The 18325-nt window shown below is 70.9% G+C and carries 13 protein-coding genes and 1 pseudogene; 6 read left to right on the top strand and 8 right to left on the bottom strand.

Going from position 1 to position 18325, the window contains the following annotated elements; genetic code table 11:
• Positions 1 to 158: 158 nt before the first annotated feature.
• Positions 159 to 1805 carry a long-chain-fatty-acid--CoA ligase gene (locus tag PINTE_RS03315; protein WP_068426212.1) on the bottom strand — a complete coding sequence of 549 codons (1647 nt, stop codon included), beginning with the start codon at positions 1803 to 1805 and terminating at the stop codon, positions 159 to 161.
• A gap of 191 nt (positions 1806 to 1996) precedes the next feature.
• Here PINTE_RS03315 and pcrA point away from each other — a divergent pair, with 191 nt between their 5' ends.
• On the top strand, positions 1997 to 4507 hold the full coding sequence (gene pcrA / locus PINTE_RS03310; RefSeq protein ID WP_084343177.1) for a DNA helicase PcrA: 2511 nt from the start codon (positions 1997 to 1999) through the stop codon (positions 4505 to 4507).
• Between the two features lie 147 nt (positions 4508 to 4654).
• Here the strand turns inward: pcrA and PINTE_RS03305 are convergent, their stop codons facing one another.
• Complete coding sequence (locus tag PINTE_RS03305) at positions 4655 to 5545, bottom strand: M23 family metallopeptidase (protein ID WP_068426208.1); 891 nt, start codon at positions 5543 to 5545, stop codon at positions 4655 to 4657.
• 367 nt (positions 5546 to 5912) lie between these two features.
• Here PINTE_RS03305 and icmB point away from each other — a divergent pair, with 367 nt between their 5' ends.
• The 3 genes from icmB (at position 5913) to sucD (ending at position 8622) form a co-directional block, all read left to right on the top strand.
• Positions 5913 to 6326: a coenzyme B12-dependent isobutyryl CoA mutase small subunit gene (gene icmB, locus PINTE_RS03300; protein ID WP_068426200.1), complete on the top strand. Its 414-nt coding sequence runs from the start codon at positions 5913 to 5915 to the stop codon at positions 6324 to 6326.
• Between the two features lie 203 nt (positions 6327 to 6529).
• Entirely contained in the window at positions 6530 to 7717 is a 1188-nt protein-coding gene (gene sucC / locus PINTE_RS03295; protein ID WP_068426199.1) for an ADP-forming succinate--CoA ligase subunit beta, read from the top strand.
• 14 nt (positions 7718 to 7731) lie between these two features.
• Positions 7732 to 8622 carry a succinate--CoA ligase subunit alpha gene (sucD, locus tag PINTE_RS03290; RefSeq protein ID WP_068426197.1) on the top strand — a complete coding sequence of 297 codons (891 nt, stop codon included), beginning with the start codon at positions 7732 to 7734 and terminating at the stop codon, positions 8620 to 8622.
• Positions 8623 to 8741: 119 nt separating this feature from the next.
• Here the strand turns inward: sucD and galE are convergent, their stop codons facing one another.
• The 5 genes from galE to PINTE_RS03270 are packed head-to-tail and all read right to left on the bottom strand — an operon-like array spanning position 8742 to position 14260.
• Positions 8742 to 9851 (bottom strand): UDP-glucose 4-epimerase GalE, encoded by a 1110-nt coding sequence (galE, locus tag PINTE_RS03285; protein WP_084343176.1) that lies wholly within the window; start codon positions 9849 to 9851, stop codon positions 8742 to 8744.
• Positions 9848 to 10978, bottom strand: coding sequence for a putative glycoside hydrolase (locus PINTE_RS03280; protein ID WP_068426193.1), 1131 nt, complete (start codon positions 10976 to 10978; stop codon positions 9848 to 9850). Before PINTE_RS03280 ends, galE begins: the two co-directional genes overlap by 4 nt.
• Positions 10975 to 12489, bottom strand: a complete 1515-nt coding sequence (gene pelF / locus PINTE_RS03275; protein WP_281178820.1) for a GT4 family glycosyltransferase PelF — start codon at positions 12487 to 12489, stop codon at positions 10975 to 10977. The genes PINTE_RS03280 and pelF overlap by 4 nt, the downstream gene beginning before the upstream one ends.
• Positions 12444 to 12761, bottom strand: coding sequence for a DUF3492 domain-containing protein (locus tag PINTE_RS24715; RefSeq protein WP_281178819.1), 318 nt, complete (start codon positions 12759 to 12761; stop codon positions 12444 to 12446). Before PINTE_RS24715 ends, pelF begins: the two co-directional genes overlap by 46 nt.
• 56 nt (positions 12762 to 12817) lie before the next feature.
• A complete protein-coding gene (locus PINTE_RS03270) occupies positions 12818 to 14260 on the bottom strand; it encodes a hypothetical protein (protein ID WP_068426189.1) in 1443 nt (480 codons plus the stop codon).
• Positions 14261 to 15297: 1037 nt separating this feature from the next.
• Between PINTE_RS03270 and PINTE_RS03265 the strand changes: the two are divergent.
• A pseudogene (locus PINTE_RS03265) lies at positions 15298 to 16083 on the top strand (cation:dicarboxylate symporter family transporter); the annotation flags it as partial.
• Positions 16084 to 16234: 151 nt separating this feature from the next.
• Here PINTE_RS03265 and PINTE_RS03260 read toward each other — a convergent pair.
• Complete coding sequence (locus PINTE_RS03260; protein ID WP_084343175.1) at positions 16235 to 16894, bottom strand: prepilin peptidase; 660 nt, start codon at positions 16892 to 16894, stop codon at positions 16235 to 16237.
• A 146-nt stretch (positions 16895 to 17040) separates the two neighbouring features.
• Here PINTE_RS03260 and PINTE_RS03255 point away from each other — a divergent pair.
• Positions 17041 to 18325, top strand: a 1285-nt coding sequence (locus PINTE_RS03255) for a cell division protein PerM (protein ID WP_068426184.1), incomplete at its 3' end; no start/stop codon positions are given.

The raw sequence follows: 18325 nt of genomic DNA, 5'->3' as shown, positions 1-18325 counted from the left end.
GAACCACCGGCACCGCCACCCGGTGCGCGGGGTTTCACCGGCCGAAGGCTGCCCTTTCGGTCGAGGGCTAGGGCTGTGGCCGGAGCCCTCGACCCATAGGGCAGCCTTCGGCCGAGATGGGAGCGGGATGGTCGGGGTGGGCGGGGTGGGTGGGCGCGTCAGCCGCGGATGCGCGGGGTGCCGGAGCCCCATTCGGCCTCGCGGAGGGCGAACTTCTGGATCTTGCCGGTGCTCGTCTTCGGCAGCTCGACGACGAAGTCCACCGCCTTGGGCGCCTTGTAACGCGCGATCTTGCCCTTGACGTGCTCGATGAGCTGCTCGGACGTCACGTGCGCGCCGTCCTTGAGCTTGACGAAACCCTTGGGCCGCTCGCCCCACTTCTCGTCGGGCACGCCGATGACCGCGACCTCGAGCACGTCGGGATGGCTCATCAGCGCCTGCTCGACCTCCACCGTCGAGATGTTCTCCCCGCCGGAGATGACGACGTCCTTGGCGCGGTCGCGCAGCTCGACGTACCCGTCGGGGTGCATGACGCCCAGGTCGCCGCTGTGGAACCAGCCGCCCTCGAACGCCGCCCGCGTACCCGCCTCGTCGCGGAAGTAGCCCGCCATGAGGTTGTTGCCGCGCATGACGATCTCGCCCATCGTCGACCCGTCGGCGGGCACGTCCGACATGTCGTTGTCGACCACGCGCATGCGGTCGGCCTGCACCATGCCGACGCCCTGCCGGGCCTGGCTGCGCGCGCGTTCCTCGTCGTCGAGGTCCGCCCACGAATCCTGCGGGGCGCACACCGAATACGGGCCGTACACCTCGGTGAGGCCGTAGACGTGCACGATCGTGAAGCCCAGCGCCTCCATGCCGAGGATCGTCGCCGGAGCCGGTGGCGCGCCGGCCGTCGTGATCGTCACCTCGCGGTCGAGCTCGGTGCGCTCGGGCGCGTTCGCGATCGTCGTCAGCACCGTCGGGGCGCCGTTGAGGTGGGTGATCCGCTCGTCGTGCAGCAGCTGCCAGACGGCGTCGCCGCGCACCTCGCGCAGGCACACGTGGGTGCCGCCGACGGCCGTGATCGCCCAGGTCGTGCACCAGCCGTTGCAGTGGAACATCGGCAGCGTCCACAGGTAGCGCGTGTCGCGGGTGAACCCGGAGTGGATGATCTCGCCGAAGCTGTTGAGGTAGGCGCCGCGGTGGGTGTACAGCACGCCCTTGGGCTTGCCGGTCGTGCCCGACGTGTAGTTCAGGGCGAGGTGCTGCTCCTCGTCGTGCACGCCCCATGTCGGTTCGACGTCGGAATCGGCTGCGCGCTCGCGGAACTCGGCCAGATCGACGAGGCGGTCGCCGACCCGCTCCCGGGCCTGTGGGGAGCCGAGCACACCGGCTCCCTCGTCGTCGACGAGCACGACGTCGGTGACGCCTGGGGCGCCCTCGCCGCGGCTGAGGGCGTCGGCGACCACGTCGAGCAGCGCGCCGTCGACGACGACGACCTTGGCGCCGGAATGCTCGAGGATGTAAGCGATCTCGTCGGCCGACAGCCGCGTGTTGACGGCCACGAGGATCGCGTCGAGCAGCGGCACCGCGTAGTGCGCGGCGAGCAGCTGCGGCACGTTCGGCATGAGGTAGGCCACCCGGTCGCCCGGCCCGACTCCGCTGGCCGAGAGCGCGCCCGCGATCGTCGCCACTTCGTCGGCGAACTCGCGGTAGCTCCACGAGCTCTGGCCGCAGACGACCGCCTCCTTGTCGGGCCAGACCGAGGCCGACCGCTCCAGGAACGACAGCGGTGACAGCGGGGTGTGGTTGACGCGCTCCATGGCCGGTCCTCTCATCGGTGAGCAGTGGCTCCCACCCCATCACGCCCGACCCCCTCAAACCGGCCGAAGGCTGCCTTTTCGGTCGAGGGCTCGTGTTACAGCAGGAGCCCTCGACCGAAAAGGCAGCCTTCGGCCAGATGGGGCGGCGGTGGCGCGGGGGTGCGAACAGGCGTTCTAGGATGAGCACTACGATGAGCCTCTTCGACGCCGACCTCCACGACATCCCGCTGCCCGGACTGACTCCCGCGCAGGCCAGCGGCGACGTGCCCGCGCGGGCCGGTGCCTCCGCCTCCGACGCAGGGGGCGTCGACGCCTCCGGCGTGCCGCTGTGGGCGCGCGGCCAGGGCGAGGCGCCGAGTGCCGACCCGCGCTGGAACCGCCGCGCCGAGGCGGGCCCACCCGATCCGGAGGAGCTGCTGCGCGGACTCAACGAGCAGCAGCGCGAGGCGGTCGTGCACGAGGGCTCGCCGCTGCTCATCGTCGCCGGAGCCGGTTCCGGCAAGACCCGCGTGCTGACCCACCGCATCGCCTACCTGCTCGGGCACCGCCACGTGCAGCCGGGTCAGATCATCGCGATCACGTTCACCAACAAGGCCGCCGGGGAGATGCGCGAGCGCGTCGAGGCGCTCGTCGGCCCGAAGGCCCGGGCCATGTGGGTGAGCACCTTCCACTCCGCGTGCGTGCGGATCCTGCGCCGCGAGGCCACCCGCGTCGGGCTACGCAGCAACTTCTCGATCTACGACGCCGCCGACTCCCAGCGCCTCATGGCGATGGTGCTGCGCGACCTCGACCTCGACCCCAAGCGCTACCCGCCGCGTAGCTTCTCCGCCCAGGTCAGCAACCTGAAGAACGAGCTCGTCGACGAGGAGACCTTCGCCTCCCAGGCGAACGCGGAGACGGCGAACCCGGCCGACCAGGTGCTGTCGCAGGCGTACACCGAGTACCAGCGGCGGCTGCGGGCCGCGAACGCCCTCGACTTCGACGACCTCATCATGACGACGGTCAACATCCTGCAGGCCTTCCCGGACGTCGCCGAGCACTACCGGCGCCGCTTCCGGCACGTGCTCGTCGACGAGTACCAGGACACCAACCACGCCCAGTACGTGCTGGTCCGGGAGCTGGCGGCGCCGATCGAGGTGCCGGAGGGTCAGGCTCCGGTGCCTCCGGCCGAGCTGTGCGTCGTCGGCGACGCCGACCAGTCGATCTATGCGTTCCGCGGCGCGACGATCCGCAACATCGTCGAGTTCGAGACCGACTACCCCAACGCGCGCACGATCCTGCTCGAGCAGAACTATCGCTCGACGCAGACGATCCTGCGCGCGGCCAACGCGGTCATCGCCAAGAACACCTCGCGGCGGCCGAAGAACCTGTGGTCGGCCGGCGGGGAGGGCGCCCAGATCGTCGGGTACGTGGCCGATTCCGAGCACGACGAGGCCGCGTTCGTCGCCCGCACCATCGACGACCTCACCGACAAGCACGGCGTCAAGCCCGGCGACGTCGCGGTCTTCTACCGCACGAACGCGATGTCGCGCGCGGTCGAGGAGGTGTTCGTGCGGGTCGGCCTGCCGTACAAGGTGGTCGGCGGCACGCGCTTCTACGAGCGCCGCGAGGTCAAGGACGCGCTGGCCTACCTGCGGGTCATCGCGAACCCCGCCGACACCGTCAACCTGCGGCGCATCCTCAACGTGCCCAAGCGCGGCATCGGCGACCGCGCCGAGGCGTGCATCGCCAATCTCGCCGAGCGCGAACGCATCTCGTTCGTGCAGGCGCTGGGCACGCCGGCCGACGCGCCGGGCATCGCGACCCGCTCGGTCAAGGCGATCCAGGGGTTCACCTCGCTGCTCGAGGCGCTGCGGACGGTGCACGAGGGCGGCAGCGGGGTCGCCGGTCTGCTCGAGGCGATCCTCGAGCAGACCGGGTACATCGCCGAGCTGCGCGCCAGCCACGACCCGCAGGACGAGACCCGTCTCGACAACCTCTCCGAGTTGCTGGCGGTCGCCAGGGAGTTCGACGCCGGGTTCGCCGACGCCGACGAACAACCCGACCCGGCGACGGCCCTGAACGACTTCCTCGAACGCGTCTCGCTCGTGGCCGACGCCGACGAGATCCCCGACGAGCCCGACGACGAGAGCCCCGCCGAAGACCAGGGCGTCGTCACGCTCATGACCCTGCACACCGCCAAGGGCCTGGAGTTTCCCGTCGTCTTCCTGCTCGGCCTCGAAGACGGCACGTTCCCGCACATGCGCGCGCTCGGCGACTCCGGCGAGCTGGAGGAGGAGCGGCGCCTGGCCTACGTCGGCATCACGCGTGCCCGGGAGCGGCTGCACATCTCCCGGGCTGTCGTCCGATCCGCCTGGGGCCAGCCGCAATACCCGCCGCCGTCGCGGTTCCTCGACGAGATCCCCGACGAACTCGTCGACTGGGAGCGCACCCAGGCCACCGGCATGCGCGGAGCCGGGCCGGTCACCACGACCCGCGCGCCCGCGGTGGCGACGCTCGCCGCGCGGCCGGGCGTTCGGTCTCCGGGAAACCGCCCGCCGATCAGCCTCAAGCCCGGGGACCGGGTGACCCACGACAGCTTCGGCATGGGCAAGGTCGTGCGCGTCGAGGGCGAGGGGGAGAAGGCGATGGCGCACGTCGACTTCGGCGGCGAGCAGATCAAGCGGCTCCTGCTGCGCTACGCCCCGCTGACGAAGCTGTAGACGTCAACGCCGAGACCGACCGCGAACGACCGCAATCGACGCTGAGAACTGCGTGTTGTGGTGAGGACTGCGACACGAACCGCAGTTCTCACCACTGACACGCAGTTCTCAGCGAAGTTCGGGGAAGTTCGGAGAAGCTCGGGGGAGTCAGGAGCGCGGGGTGTCGGCGGGGAGGATGCCGCGCTCGACGAGCCAGGGCCACGGGTCGACGGGGTCGCCGCCGCCGGGGCGCACCTCGAGGTGCAGGTGCGGTCCGGTGGAGCGGCCGGAGTTTCCCAGGCGCCCGATGAGCTGGCCGGGCATGACGACCTGGCCCTTCTTCACCGAGGTCGAGGCCATGTGGCCGTAGTAGACGAGCGAGCCGTCCCAGTGCTGGATCTCCACCTTGTTGCCGTAGCCGCCCTGGCGACCGGCGTAGGTGACGATTCCACCGGACATCGCCTTGAGCCGGGTGCCGACGGGTCCGCCGAAGTCGAGGCCGGCGTGCATCCGGCCCCAGCGCTGGCCGAAACCACTCGTCTGTCGGGTGCCGTGCACCGGCCCGGTCCAGGTGAACTTCGTCAGGCTCGGGAAGGCCTGGGCCGCCGCTCGGGTCGTCCGGGCGCTGCGCGCCGCGGGGGTGCGGGCCAGGGTCTGGCGCGGCCCGAGCGCCTTCGCCCGGGTAGCGCTGCGGGAGGCGGCGGCCTGGGAGCCCTTGAGCCCTCGCGACACCGCGGCCGTCTCGCCCCGCGGCTTCGGCTTCGGCGCCGGCTTCGGAGCGGCCGACGAAGGCGCCGGACGGGACGCGGCGACCGGGGCCATCGGCGGCGCGGCGGTCAACGCCACCGACGTCGCCTCCAACGCCGCCGAAACGTCGGCAACGGACCCGACGTGCGCCGCGGACCCGCTGTGCGCCGCGGAATCGCCGTGCGCAGCCTGGGCGCCCCCGGAGCTGCCGGTGAACAGCGCGAGCACGGCCACGGAGACGGTGAGAGCGGCGGCGGGCGTGCGGGCAGAGCGGCGCCGGCGGGCGCGATGGCGTCCGTGGTGAGCGGGCACAGGCACAACCTCGTTGCCTCGGGAATGGCCGCGCGCAGCCCGAGCCCGGTGCGAGGGCGGCCCTCGACGACATCGTCGGGACGCGCTCTGATCGGCGCCGGAGCGTCAAGCCCCGCACGACGAAGGGGCGGACGCGAGTTTATGTGACCGAGTTGTTATCGCCAAAATCGTGTGGGATGTGCGCGCGTCGGGAACTGCTTTCGGCGCTACGCGAGCACCCGCCTCCGGTTTGACGGCCCGGCCAGGCACATAGAGGTCCAAGAAGCCCGACGGGGAGCGCGGTGAGCGACCAGAGCCCGCTGAGTCGGCAGCAAGCAGGGGACCAAACTCCCGCCGTCTGCGCGCCGCCGACGGCTAGGGTGACCCCATGAGTGAATCCCCGCTGCGTATCGTCGTTGCCAAGCCCGGCCTGGACGGTCACGACCGAGGCGCGAAGGTGATTGCCCGAGCGCTGCGTGACGCCGGGATGGAGGTCGTGTACACCGGCCTGCACCAGACCCCCGAGCAGATCGTCGAAGCCTCGATCCAGGAGGACGCCGACGCGGTCGGCCTGTCCGTCCTCTCCGGTGCCCACATGACCCTGTTCGCCAAGACCATCGAGCTGCTCAAGGAGCGCGACGCCTCCGACATCGTCGTCTTCGGCGGCGGCATCATCCCCGAGGGCGACATTCCCCAGCTCGAGCAGATGGGTGTCGCCAAGGTCTTCACCCCTGGCGCCACCACCACCGACATCGTCGCCTGGGTCAAGAGCCACGTCGGCGAGGCCGCCCAGCCGGCCTGAGACACCGGCTCCTCCTTCGATAGCCATACTGACCGCACGTCAGGCTGCTCGACGGCCTGTCCGTGCGGTCAGTGGCATGTTCGGCCACCGGCCGTCGGAGAGCCCCCGTTCGCCGAGGCGGGTTCGCTGATCTGCCGCTTAGCGCGACAGACCGGCGGGTAGGATCGCCGCGGACATTCCGATTCGACGACGAGGAATCAGCCGTGGATCTTTTCGAGTATCAAGCCCGAGACCTGTTCGAGAAGCACGGCGTACCCGTGCTGGCCGGCAAGATCGCGACCACGCCGCAAGAGGCTCGCGCGGCGGCGGAGGAGATCGGTGCCAAGAGCGGCGGAGTGACCGTCGTCAAGGCGCAGGTGAAGACCGGAGGCCGCGGTAAGGCCGGCGGTGTCAAGGTCGCGAAGTCGCTCGACGAGGCCGAGCAGTACGCCGACCAGATCCTCGGAATGGACATCAAGGGCCACACGGTGCACCGCGTGATGATCGCCCAGGGCGCCCAGATCGCGCAGGAGTACTACTTCTCCCTGCTGCTCGACCGCGCCAACCGCAACTACCTCGCGATGTGCAGCACCGAGGGCGGCATGGACATCGAGACCCTCGCCAAGGAGCGGCCCGAGGCCCTCGCGCGCGTCGCGGTCGACCCCAACGTCGGCATCGACGAGGCGAAGGCGAAGGAGATCGTGCAGGCCGCGAAGTTCGACGAGGAGACGGGCGCCAAGGTCGCGCCCGTGCTGCAGAAGCTGTGGGAGGTCTACAACGGCGAGGACGCCTCGCTCGTCGAGGTCAACCCGCTGGTCAAGCTCGAGGACGGCAGCATCGTCGCCCTCGACGGCAAGGTCACCCTCGACGACAACGCCAAGTTCCGCCAGCCCGACCACGCCGGCCTCGTCGACGAGAAGTCGCAGGACCCGCTGGAGGCCAAGGCCAAGGCGATGCACCTCAACTACGTCAAGCTCGACGGCAACGTCGGCATCATCGGCAACGGCGCGGGCCTGGTCATGAGCACCCTCGACGTCGTCGCCTACGCCGGTGAGGAGTACACCGGCGGCGAGGCCAAGCCCGCGAACTTCCTCGACATCGGAGGCGGTGCCTCGGCCGAGGTGATGGCCAACGGTCTCGACGTCATCCTCAACGACGAGCAGGTCAAGTCGGTGTTCGTCAACGTGTTCGGCGGCATCACGGCCTGCGACGCGGTGGCCAACGGCATCGTCGGGGCCCTCGACAAGCTCGGTGACGAGGCGTCCAAGCCGCTCGTCGTGCGCATCGACGGCAACAACGTCGAGGAGGGCCGCCGGATCCTCGCCGAGCGCAACCACCCCCTCGTCACCATCGAGAAGACCATGGACGGCGGCGCCCGCAAGGCTGCCGAGCTCGCCGCGGCTGCGAAGTAAGGACTGAACAACTCATGGCTATCTTCCTCAACTCCGACAGCAAGATCGTCGTCCAGGGCATGACCGGCTCGGAGGGCATGAAGCACACGCAGCGCATGCTCGACTCCGGCTCCGCGATCGTCGGCGGCGTCAACCCCAAGAAGGCCGGTCAGGAGGTCGAGTTCGACGGCGGCGTCACGGTGCCGGTGTTCGGCACGGTCGCCGAGGCGATGGAGAAGACGGGAGCGAACGTCTCCGTCGTCTTCGTGCCGCCGAAGTTCGCCAAGGACGCGGTCATCGAGGCCGTCGACGCCGGCATGCCGCTGCTCGTCGTCATCACCGAGGGCATCGCGGTGCGCGACACCGCCGAGTTCTTCAACTACGCCAAGGACAAGGGCACGACGCGCATCATCGGCCCGAACTGCCCCGGCATCATCAGCCCCGGGCAGTCCAACGCCGGCATCACGCCCGCCAACGTCTCCGGCCCCGGCAAGCTCGGCCTCGTCAGCAAGTCGGGCACGCTGACCTACCAGATGATGTACGAGCTGCGTGACATCGGCTTCACCACCGGCCTCGGCATCGGCGGCGACCCGGTCATCGGCACCACCCACATCGACGCGCTCGAGGCGTTCGAGAAGGACCCCGACACCATCGGCATCGTCATGATCGGCGAGATCGGCGGCGACGCCGAGGAGCGGGCCGCGGCCTACATCCAGGAGAACATCACCAAGCCGGTCGTCGGCTACGTCGCGGGCTTCACCGCCCCCGAGGGCAAGACGATGGGCCACGCCGGCGCGATCGTCACCGGCTCCTCGGGCACCGCGTCCGCCAAGAAGGAGGCCCTCGAGGCCGCCGGCGTCAAGGTCGGCAAGACCCCGTCCGAGACCGCCAACCTCATGCGCGAGATCGTCAAGTCGCTGGGCTGAGCCTGGGCGAACGCACCGACGACGCCGGCCATCAGCGCGATGGCCGGCGTCGTCGTGTCTGACCGTGCGTGTCTGCTCTGTGCTGGCATGCCGCGCCGGTCGGGGTGCGCGGCCGGCGGTCAACCGGCGCGGCCGGCGAGGCGCAGGGCCGGCAGGAGCGGGTAGCGCTGTCGCCGCGGCGCCTGGGTGCGCGCGGAGCGGCGGCGCGCGGGCAGCGACTCGTACCCCAGCGGGTTCTGCCGCTGCCAGCGCCAGGCGTCGGTGCAGATGTCGTCGATGCCGTGGCGGGCGCGCCAACCGAGCACGTCGTTGGCCTTGCTGGAGTCGGCGTAGGAGACGGCGACGTCGCCGGCGCGGCGCGGCGCCACCCGCACGGGGATCCGGTGCCCGCTGGCCCGCTCGAAGGCGGTGACGAGTCCGCGCACGCTGGTGCCTTCCCCGGTGCCGAGATTGAACGTGCTCACGGGCTCGTCCGTGCGCCGCAGGTGAGCCAGGGCGTGGACGTGCCCGGACGCAAGGTCCTCGACGTGGATGAAGTCGCGCACTCCGGTGCCGTCGGCGGTGGGATAGTCGTCGCCGAACACGGTCAGTTCGTTCTGGCGCCCCACGGCGACCTGGGTGACGAACGGCAGCAGGTTGTTCGGCCGCCCGCGCGGGTCCTCCCCGATGAGGCCGGACGGATGCGCGCCGACCGGGTTGAAGTAGCGCAGGATCGCGATACGCCAGCGGTCGTCGGCGGCGGCGAGGTCGCGCAGCATCTGCTCGATCATCACCTTCGTCCAGCCGTAGGGGTTGGTGGCCGACGTCGGGTCGTCCTCCTGCGCGGGTGCCGCGGCGTCGGGTCCGTAGACGGTCGCCGAGGAGGAGAACACGAATCGTCGGATGCCGTGCCGGTCGAGCGCCTGCAACAGCGTCAGTGTCGACCCCAGGTTGTGGGAGTAGTACCGCAGCGGCTGCTCGACGCTCTCCCCGACGGCCTTGAGTCCCGCGAAGTGGATGACCTCGGTGACGTCGTAGCGCGTCAGCAACCGGTCGAGCGCCTGCGGGTCGCTGACGTCCACTTGCTCGAACGGCACCCGACGCCCGGTCAGTTCGGCGATGCGGTCCAGCACCACCGCCGAGGAGTTCTCCAGCGTGTCGGCGATCACCACATCGGCGCCGTCGTCGAGGAGCTGGATTACGGTGTGCGAGCCGATGTACCCGGCTCCGCCGGTGACGAGGATTGTCATTGCGTCGCTCCTTGCGCGCGGAGAACCAAACCTTCATGGGGTGCGAGCTCGACGGAACGCACCGGGCGTCCCGCCGCATCGACGTGCCCGGCGGGCGGGCGGAAGCGAAGCGGTTCGCTGCCCGCGGGACCGAGATGGATGGCGGCCCAGCCGTTCTCGAACCGGCGGTAGCGCCGGCCCGCGCGGCCGCGGACCGGGCCCTTCGGGCTCCCCAGGTCCCAGCCGAGTTCCTCGATCCACGGGGAGTCGGTGTAGCCGTCGTGGGCGGTGGCGGCGAACCCGCCGGGTCGGCCGGCGCCGGCGATCCACCACGACGCCAGGCCGTACCGGAACGAGGTGTGCGACTGCGAGCCGTCGGTGGCGATGCGGGCCACCACGACCTGCGGCGCGCCCGAGGATGACGGCGACACCTGGTCGAACTGCATGAGCTGGTGGTGCGGATCGAGGAAGTGCCCGTCGGCCCACGACAGCCAGCACTCCTCGAAGGCGCCGCCGAAGGCGCCGTGCCGGGCCCAGCGGCCCGGGTCGCGCCGCGACTCGGCGACGTTGGGCACGAGGATCTTGCCGATCGCGTTGAGCGCCGCGCCGACCTGCGGCACGAACTCGTCCAGGGTGGCGCGGATGTCCTCGATCGTCGTGCCGTCGCTCAGCGGGAGGTCCAGGGCGTAGTAGTCGTCGTAGACGTCGTTGTCGGCCATGACCCCGTCGAACGGCGATTCCGCGAACCGCTGCACGACGTTGGCGATCCACCGCGCCCGGTACGAGGGCTCCCAGTGACGCATCTGCCAGTGGCCGCCGTAGCCGGGCCACTGGATGCGCTCGCCGTTGGGGCGGGTCGCGAACCAGGCGTGCGGGCTGTCCGCGGGCAGGGCCGCGTCGTGGTCCTCGGCCTGCGCCGCGCTGACGCCGCTGGTGTAGACCGGGCCCGGCTCGTAGTCGCGCACCGACGACAGGCACTGGTAGGCCAGCACGGTCATCGCCGGGTTCAGCGACTTCAGCTGCCGCGCCGCCTCCGTCTCCCAGGGCTGCAGGATCGCCACGGAGTACCGCTGCGCGGCCTGCTCCACCTCGCCCTCGCGGATCGGTTCGCCGTAGCGGATCCACGCTCCGGCGCGTGGCGCGCTCATCGGTGCGAGACCGCCGCGACGGGACTGCGGGAGTCGGTGACGAAGCGCTGCACGTCGGTGATCCAGGCGCTCGGCCCCGTCTGCGCCGAGACGACCGAGGCGGTGTCCAGCAGCGCGGCCGCCAGCTCCTCCGAGCGCTCCGGCAGCCGGCCGAGCACCCGGTAGATCGTGTTGTACGTGGAGGTGACGTCGTGCAGCTGGAAGGTCGTGCGCACGCGCTCGCGGGCGTTGCGGGCCAGCGTGCGGTACAGCTGGCTGTCGCCGAGCACGTCCTGGATGCGGTCGGCCATCTGGGTGGCGTCGCCGGCGTCGGTGAGCAGGCCGCACGGGCCCCAGGTCTCGCCTCCGGCGGTGGTCAGCTCGTCGTGGATGAGCTGCTTCATGCCGCCCACCTGCGTGCCCACGGTCGGGATACCGGCGGTCATCGCCTCGAGCACGACGATCGGCTGGCCCTCGTTGTAGCTGGGCAGCACGAGCAGGTCGAACTGGTCGAGCATCGCGCGCACGTTGACGGTGCCGTGGAAGATGATGCGGTCTTCCAGGCCGAGCGCCGCCACCTTGGCCAGGCACTGCTCGTAGTACCAGGGGGTGTGCTCGGTGGGCCCGCAGACGTCGATGACGAAGTCGCTCACGCCGCGGTTGCGCAGGATGTCGACGGTGTCGATGAGGTCGAGCAGGCCCTTGATGGGCACGACGCGAGCGATGTAGGCGAGCCGGCGCGTGCGCCCGGAGCCCGTGACGTTCTCCACCTCGCGGGTGCGGGCCTCGTAGGCGTCGTCGAACTGGCTCATCGTCATCCCGTTGGGCACGACCACGGCGCGCTCGGTCGGCGAGCCCAGCTCGGCCGCATCCTCGATCGCCAGCGGGTACAGGTAGGAGATGAGGTCGGCGCTGGGGTAGCACAGGCGGCCCATCTCGATCCACCACGCCATCCACGCGCGCTGCTCCGGCTCGACGTCGAACGTGCGGTAGTCGGATTCGACGACCTGCAGGCTCATGTCGCGGTCGAGCAGGGTGTTGACGGTGTCACGCACGTAGAGGTTGTGCTCGGTGAGGAAGAACGAGGTGCCGTGTTCGCGGGCCGCCGCGGCCGCCAGCAGCGAGGCGTAGCCGGTGGTGTGCGCGTGGTAGACGCGGGCCCGCGGCATCGGCTCGGCGAGCACCCCGTAGGCCAGCGAGAAGAACTCCCTCAGCAGCCAGAACGCCTTGGCCAGCGGCACGCCCAGGTACTCGGCGCGCTGCTGAACGGCCTCCATGAACTCGCGCGACCCGAGCAGGGGCCACAGCGGTGCGCCGGTGGCGGTGGGGCTGATGTGCTCGTCGTAGAAGCTCCAGAACGGGTCGATCTCGCCGGCCGGGATCGACTCGAGCACGTCGAAGAGGCGGTGGGCCATCTCGCGACGGCCACGGGCGTCCAGGCGCAGGTCGGAGACCTTCGCGTCGAGGAAGCCCTCCTTGTACTCGCTCATCGCCAGGTAGCGGGGCTTGACCCACTTGACGTTCGAGGGCATCCCGTACAGTCTTCATGCGGGGAGTTGGAGTCCCACGCGAAGTGGATGATGCCGAACGTCAGGTCGGGGTTGCCCAGGATGATGTCGTGCACGACGGCGGAGACGCCGCCCTTGAGGTACGGGTAGGTCGACTCCATGACGATGGCGACGTCGACGTCGGGGTAGTTCGGGTCCCTGACCCCGCGCGGGGTGCGTGCGGGGGTGGGGCTGACGGCCTGGCCGACGTCGTGGCGAAGGTTGCTGTCCGGGGTGTCGTTGACGAGCAGAGACATGGGAAGTGCAGTCCTTGGATGTGAAGGGTTCGTCGGCAGATAAGTGGTGGACAGCGTCACCAGGAGGTGGCGTGGCGCCAGAAGAGCGTGTAGGCCGGTGAGGACCAGGAGTCGTAGGTGCTGCGGGCGGCCGCGGCGACCAGCACGACGCCGCCGACGATGAGCACCACGTAGGCCGCGATGACCGGCAGGAAGGCGAACGCGAGCACGGCCAGCGCCAGGTGCGCGGCGCCGTAGGCCATCGCGGTCTGGGTGCGGCCGACGTAGTCGAGCTTGTAGCCCAGCAGCGTGGCCGCCATGAACAGCCAGGAGGCGAGCGCGACGCCGACGACGAGCGCGGCGCTGGTCGGGAAGGCGACGACGATGAGCGCGCCGATGCCGGCGTTGAGCAGGGCCGCGACGGCGCCGGTGCGCATGAGCGCCTCCTTCGTGCCGCCGACCAGGTGGTTGGAGGCTCGGGTCAGGGCGGAGAAGCGCTCGTGCTCCAGGGCGTGGCGCACGGCCAGCACGTCGCGGTCGAAGCCGGGGGCCAGCCGCACGAAGTAGTAGTTGTAGGCGAGCACCACGGGCAGCATCGCCAGGTAGACGACGTCGACGGCGAACGCTCCGGCGGTGGCGGCGAACAGCAGCAGCTTGTCGGCCCACAGCACCGAGCCGAGCAGGAAGCCGCGGATGATGTCGAACCAGGTGGTCTTGGGGTCCAGGGCCATCGGGCTCAGGTGCTGGGCGCCCCGCGTGAACAGCGCGGCGATGCCGTGGCGCAACGACCACATCTGGATCAGGGTCGCCAGCGTCGCGGGCAGCGCCCACCAGCTGGGCACGACGAAGATCGCGACGGCGTAGGCCAGCCACGACAGGGCCCACAGGCCGCGGCGGCGGGCGACGTTGGTCAGCACGACCGACTGGGCGAACAGCAGGTGCAGCAACGCCAGCACGATGTAGACGCCCAGGGCTTGCATCGACCAGCCGAACACCAGCTGCAGCGGCACCGCGAACAGCAGCACGCTGGGGGCCGTCAGCAGCACGGTGCTCGGCCAGGCGGCGACCATGCGCCGCTCGATCTGCGCGGTGTCCGAGGTGTCCGTCAGCGGCAGCAGGTCGCCGACCGCGCGGTACAGCGGCAGGCACGCGGACTGGCTCAGCCAGGGCACGGTCACCGAGGAGGCGAGCAGGATCGTCAGCAGCGGGGTGCCGCCGACGGTGGTGTCGATCCGCTGGGCCGCGATCGGGTAGATGACCATGAGCAGCCCGACCGGAGCCAGATGCAACAGCAGTTCGCGGGCGGCGCCGAGCCGACCCTGGCGGCGGTGCCGGCCGAGGCGTTCGGCGGGCCGGTTGTCGGGGTCGGTCAGCATGAGGCCGACCGCCCACGCGATGGCGAGCACCGCGAACGGGATGAGGATGGCGGTGTCGGGCACCGCGGGCAGGGCCGCGGTGGCGGCCAGAGCACACAGACTGATGAGCCCGGCGAAGAGCACGCCGGGGCGGGTGAGCAGCACGACAGAATCCCCCCAAGGGATGACACACGGTGAGGGTGGATCCGCCTGTTCGCCCCCCTTGGCGGCAGGTCGTCGACGACCCGGCTGCGGACCCGTTCAAAAATTGGGCAGTCGTTCAAGACCCGCGTTCAACAGTAGGCCCGGAGGGGTAGATTCACGAAAATCCGACCTAAACTCCCGCTGAAGCAAGTGAATACGTCTGCTCGCGCTGGGATGTCCGGGCCATACTTGCAACCATGTTCGAGTCCATTATTTGGACATGGTGGCTTGCTGGCTTCTGTATGTGTCCGAAGATGTGGCATTTCGATACGGTCGAGGACCGCGCGGATCCGCCCCTGTCGAGCGGCGGCGCCCGGGGTGTTGGGTGGGCCGTTCGAGGGGTGCCCAAGAGCGTGGTAGATCTGCCGCGTCTGTCCGGCGGGATTTACCACCATCTTTGGGGGTGCGGTCTGGCGAGGGGTGAGCCCCGTCGGGGCGGCTGCGCCCGGCGCAGCGCGGGAGATGAGCGGGCGCCTGCGCTCGGCGCAGCGCGGGAGATGAGCGGGCGCCTGCGCTCGGCGCAGCGCGGGAGATGAGCGGGCGCCTGTCACAGCGCAGTCACCTGCGCGAGAGGGAGTGTCGACAGGCAGGTCTGCGACGTCGACGCGTGGAGTGCGAGCGTCGCGTCCCTCGCCGGGGCGCGCTCATCGGCGCCGCCGACGGCCGCTAACGGCCGTACTGCACCTCGGGGCGGCCGCGGCCGCCGTAGCGCACGCTGCGGGTGACGATGCCGTGGTCGGCGAGGTACTCCAGGTAGCGGCGGGCCGTGACCCGGGAGGCGCCGACCTGGCGCCGATCTCCCCGGCCGACAGCGGGTTGTCGGCTCTGGTCACCGCCTCTTCGACCTGCCGCAGGGTCTCCGGGCTCAGGCCCTTGGGGGTGCTGGCGACCGCCGGGCGCGACGGGCGGCGGTGGCCGAGGAGGTCGTCGACCTCGTCCTGGGCGATATCGCCTTCGGTGTCGCTCAGGCGGACCCGGTAGTCGGCGTACTGCTCGAGCTCGGCGAGATGCTCAAGCTGATGGGTGCCTTCTACCTGACGTGCGTGCTGTTCATCGTCTTCGTGCTCGGCGGTGTGCTGTGGATCGTCACCCGCACGAACATCCTCAAGCTGCTGAAGTACCTGGCCCGGGAGTATCTCCTCATCGTCGCGACCTCGAGCTCGGAGTCGGCCCTGCCGAACCTCATGGCCAAGATGGAGCACGTCGGCGTCGCCAAGCCCACCGTCGGCGTCGTCGTGCCGACCGGCTACTCGTTCAACCTGGACGGCACCGCGATCTACCTGACGATGGCCGCGATCTTCATCGCCGACGCGATGAACATGCCGATGTCGCTCGGCGAGCAGGTCGGCCTCCTCGTCTTCATGATCATCGCCAGCAAGGGCGCCGCCGGTGTCTCCGGAGCCGATCTGGCCACCCTTGCCGGGGGCCTGCAGGCCCACGCCCCGCAGCTGCTCGACGGCGTCGGCGTCATCGTCGGCATCGATCGGTTCATGTCCGAGGCCCGCGCGTTGACGAACTTCTCCGGTAACGCCGTGGCCACGCTGCTCGTCGGCAAGTGGACGAAGACCGTGGACCTGCAGCGAGTGCACTACGTGCTCGACGGCAACGACCCGTTCGACTACGCGTCGATGACCGACGAGCACGGCGCCCCCGCCCACGCCGAGGAGTCCGAGGTGCACGTTTCCGCGCACCCGCCGGCCCCGATCAACCCGGCCGACCGACTCCAGCCCACGCCGCAGGTCGATCTCGACAACTACGCCCGACGCGACGGCGACGGACGCTGAGCCCGCACGACCCCGAGAACTGCGTGTCATGGTCGGAACTGCTGTTCGAGCTGCAGTTCTCACCGTGACACGCAGTTCTCGTCGTCGTGGGGCGTCGCGGGTCATCGTGAGGCATGGCTTCGACGACGCGCGACGTCGGCGCGAGGCGTAGCTAGGTGAGGCAGAGGGCCAGCCAGGCGCCGAGGGCCATCGCGGGGGCGTGCGGCAGGTGCGAGCCGCGGGCCGCCGCGCCGGTCGCGAGCAGCGCGAGCGCGGCCAGCCCGCCGATCAGCAGGCCGAGGTAGCCGCCGAGCAGCAGCGTGCTCCAGCCGGGCCAGGCCAGCCAGGCGCCGAGCGCGGCGGCCAGCTTGACGTCGCCCAGGCCGAACGCCGAGCCGCTCCCGCGCCGGCACCCCACGGCGACGCCCGCCGCGAACAGCACCGCGTACAGCCCCGACAGGGCCACGATCCCGCCCATCGCCCGCGCGAACGCCGGAGGATCGCGCCCCGACAGCGCCAGGAGGGCGAAGACCGCCACGCTGACCGGGATCACGGGCAGCGTGACGACGTTCGGCAGGCGCCGCACGTCGAGGTCGACGGCCACCAACCACGCGAGCACCGTCGACGCCAGCAGATACGCCGGCAGAGCCGGGCCGAGACCGCCGGAGCCGAGACTCGCCCAGGCCGCCCCCAGCAGCGGCGCAACCCAGAGCGCGCGCGCCGTCGGCGCGCCAGTCTCCTCGGGGAGCCGGTGGCGCCCCCTCCGCACGAGAGCGCGCACCACCCACCCCGCGACACACCCGCACCCGGCGAGGACCAGTGATGTGACCATGCGGGCCAGGGTGCCCCCACGGAGCCGGCCGCCGCACCGGCTCCGCACCCGCCCTGTGGACAACCGCACACCCTGATCGGGCCTGTGGATCGATCCGGCGTGCCCGTTTGGGGTTGAGCCACGGCAGCGGGGACGATGGTCTCCTCATGCGACTGCGACTGCCACACCTGCCCACCACCCCGACCCGAGCCGTCGACGACCGCGAGCCCGACGGGCTCCTCGACGACGCCCCGGAATGGGTGCGCGTGGTCGCCTACGCGCTCGGCGCCGCGTTCTTCTCGGCGAGCATCATCGTCACGATCGTCTTCGCGGGGTGGCTCGCGAGCGCCAGTTCGTCGGTGCCCGCCGGGCAGGCCATCTCGCTCGGACTGCTCGGCTGGCTGTTCAGCCACGGCGTGCCGCTGAATCTCGGCCGGGGCAGCGTCGGGCTCATCCCGTGGCTGCTGTCGCTGCTGCCCCTGCTCACCCTGCGATGGTCGGCCCACCGCCTGCTCACTCCGGCCGCCGAGCGCCGCACGAAGGTCCGCCCCGAAGGCTGGGTGCGCAGCGACGTCGTCGGGCTCGGCCTGGGGTTCGCCGGCGTCTACACGCTCATCGCGTTTCTCACCGCCGTGCTGGCCCGGCTCCCCGGGGCGTCGGCGCAGCCGCTGCTCGCCGCCCTCTGCGCGTTCGTGTTCGCGGTGCTCGCGCTGGTCTGGGCGTGCGCCGACCTCTTCGAGGACCGCCTCGACCGGCTCTGCCCGCGGCTCGTCGAGGCGTGGCGCGATGTCGTGCCCGGCTGGCTGCGCCGGGGCCTGCTGCCCGCGGCGCGCGGCGCCGCCGCGCTCCTGGTCATGGGCGCCGTGGCCGTGATGGCGCTGATCGGCGGCAACGCCACCCGGGTGTGGAGCCTGTACGCCGACCTCGATCCCGGCTGGGTCGGCGGGGCCGTGCTCACCCTCGGCCAGCTCCTCTACCTGCCGACGGCGGCCGCCTGGGCGGTGTCGGTGGCGGCCGGGCCAGGATTCGCGATCGGCACCGGCCCCGGCGTCAGCGTGCGCGCCGCCGACGGCGGAGCGCTCCCGCTCATCCCGGTGTTCGGTGCCCTGCCCGACCCGGGCCCGCTGCCCGACTGGTTCGCGCTCGTCATGCTCGTGCCGGTGGCCGTCGGCGCGATCGTCGGCTGGTCGGCCGTGCGCACCACCGCGCGGCTGTCGTCGTGGCGCTACCGCGCCGTGACGATCGCCGCCGCCTGCGTGAGCACCGGACTGCTCATGACGGCGGTCTTCGCCCTGTGCTCCGGCGGGCTCGGCTACGAGCGCCTCGGCCGCCTCGGGGTCTCGCCGCTCGTCGCCGGGGCCGCCCTCACCGGTGAACTCCTCGCCGGAGCCCTGCTCGCGTGGTGCGCCAGCGCCGTGCGCGTGCGCCGCATCCCGCGTTCCGGGCGCTCCG

Source organism: Piscicoccus intestinalis NBRC 104926 (assembly GCF_001515525.1).
Classification (GTDB): domain Bacteria; phylum Actinomycetota; class Actinomycetes; order Actinomycetales; family Dermatophilaceae; genus Kineosphaera; species Kineosphaera intestinalis.
This window is presented reverse-complemented; position numbering and strand designations above follow the sequence as displayed.

Excerpts from the sequence above, each read along its gene's own strand:
- PINTE_RS03315 (WP_068426212.1), bottom strand. The coding sequence starts at position 1,805 with ATGGAGCGCGTCAACCACACCCCGCTGTCACCGCTGTCGTTCCTGGAG.
- pcrA (WP_084343177.1), top strand. The coding sequence starts at position 1,997 with ATGAGCCTCTTCGACGCCGACCTCCACGACATCCCGCTGCCCGGACTG.
- icmB (WP_068426200.1), top strand. The coding sequence starts at position 5,913 with ATGAGTGAATCCCCGCTGCGTATCGTCGTTGCCAAGCCCGGCCTGGAC.
- sucD (WP_068426197.1), top strand. The coding sequence starts at position 7,732 with ATGGCTATCTTCCTCAACTCCGACAGCAAGATCGTCGTCCAGGGCATG.
- galE (WP_084343176.1), bottom strand. The coding sequence starts at position 9,851 with ATGACAATCCTCGTCACCGGCGGAGCCGGGTACATCGGCTCGCACACC.
- PINTE_RS03280 (WP_068426193.1), bottom strand. The coding sequence starts at position 10,978 with ATGAGCGCGCCACGCGCCGGAGCGTGGATCCGCTACGGCGAACCGATC.
- pelF (WP_281178820.1), bottom strand. The coding sequence starts at position 12,489 with ATGCCCTCGAACGTCAAGTGGGTCAAGCCCCGCTACCTGGCGATGAGC.
- PINTE_RS24715 (WP_281178819.1), bottom strand. The coding sequence starts at position 12,761 with ATGTCTCTGCTCGTCAACGACACCCCGGACAGCAACCTTCGCCACGAC.
- PINTE_RS03260 (WP_084343175.1), bottom strand. The coding sequence starts at position 16,894 with ATGGTCACATCACTGGTCCTCGCCGGGTGCGGGTGTGTCGCGGGGTGG.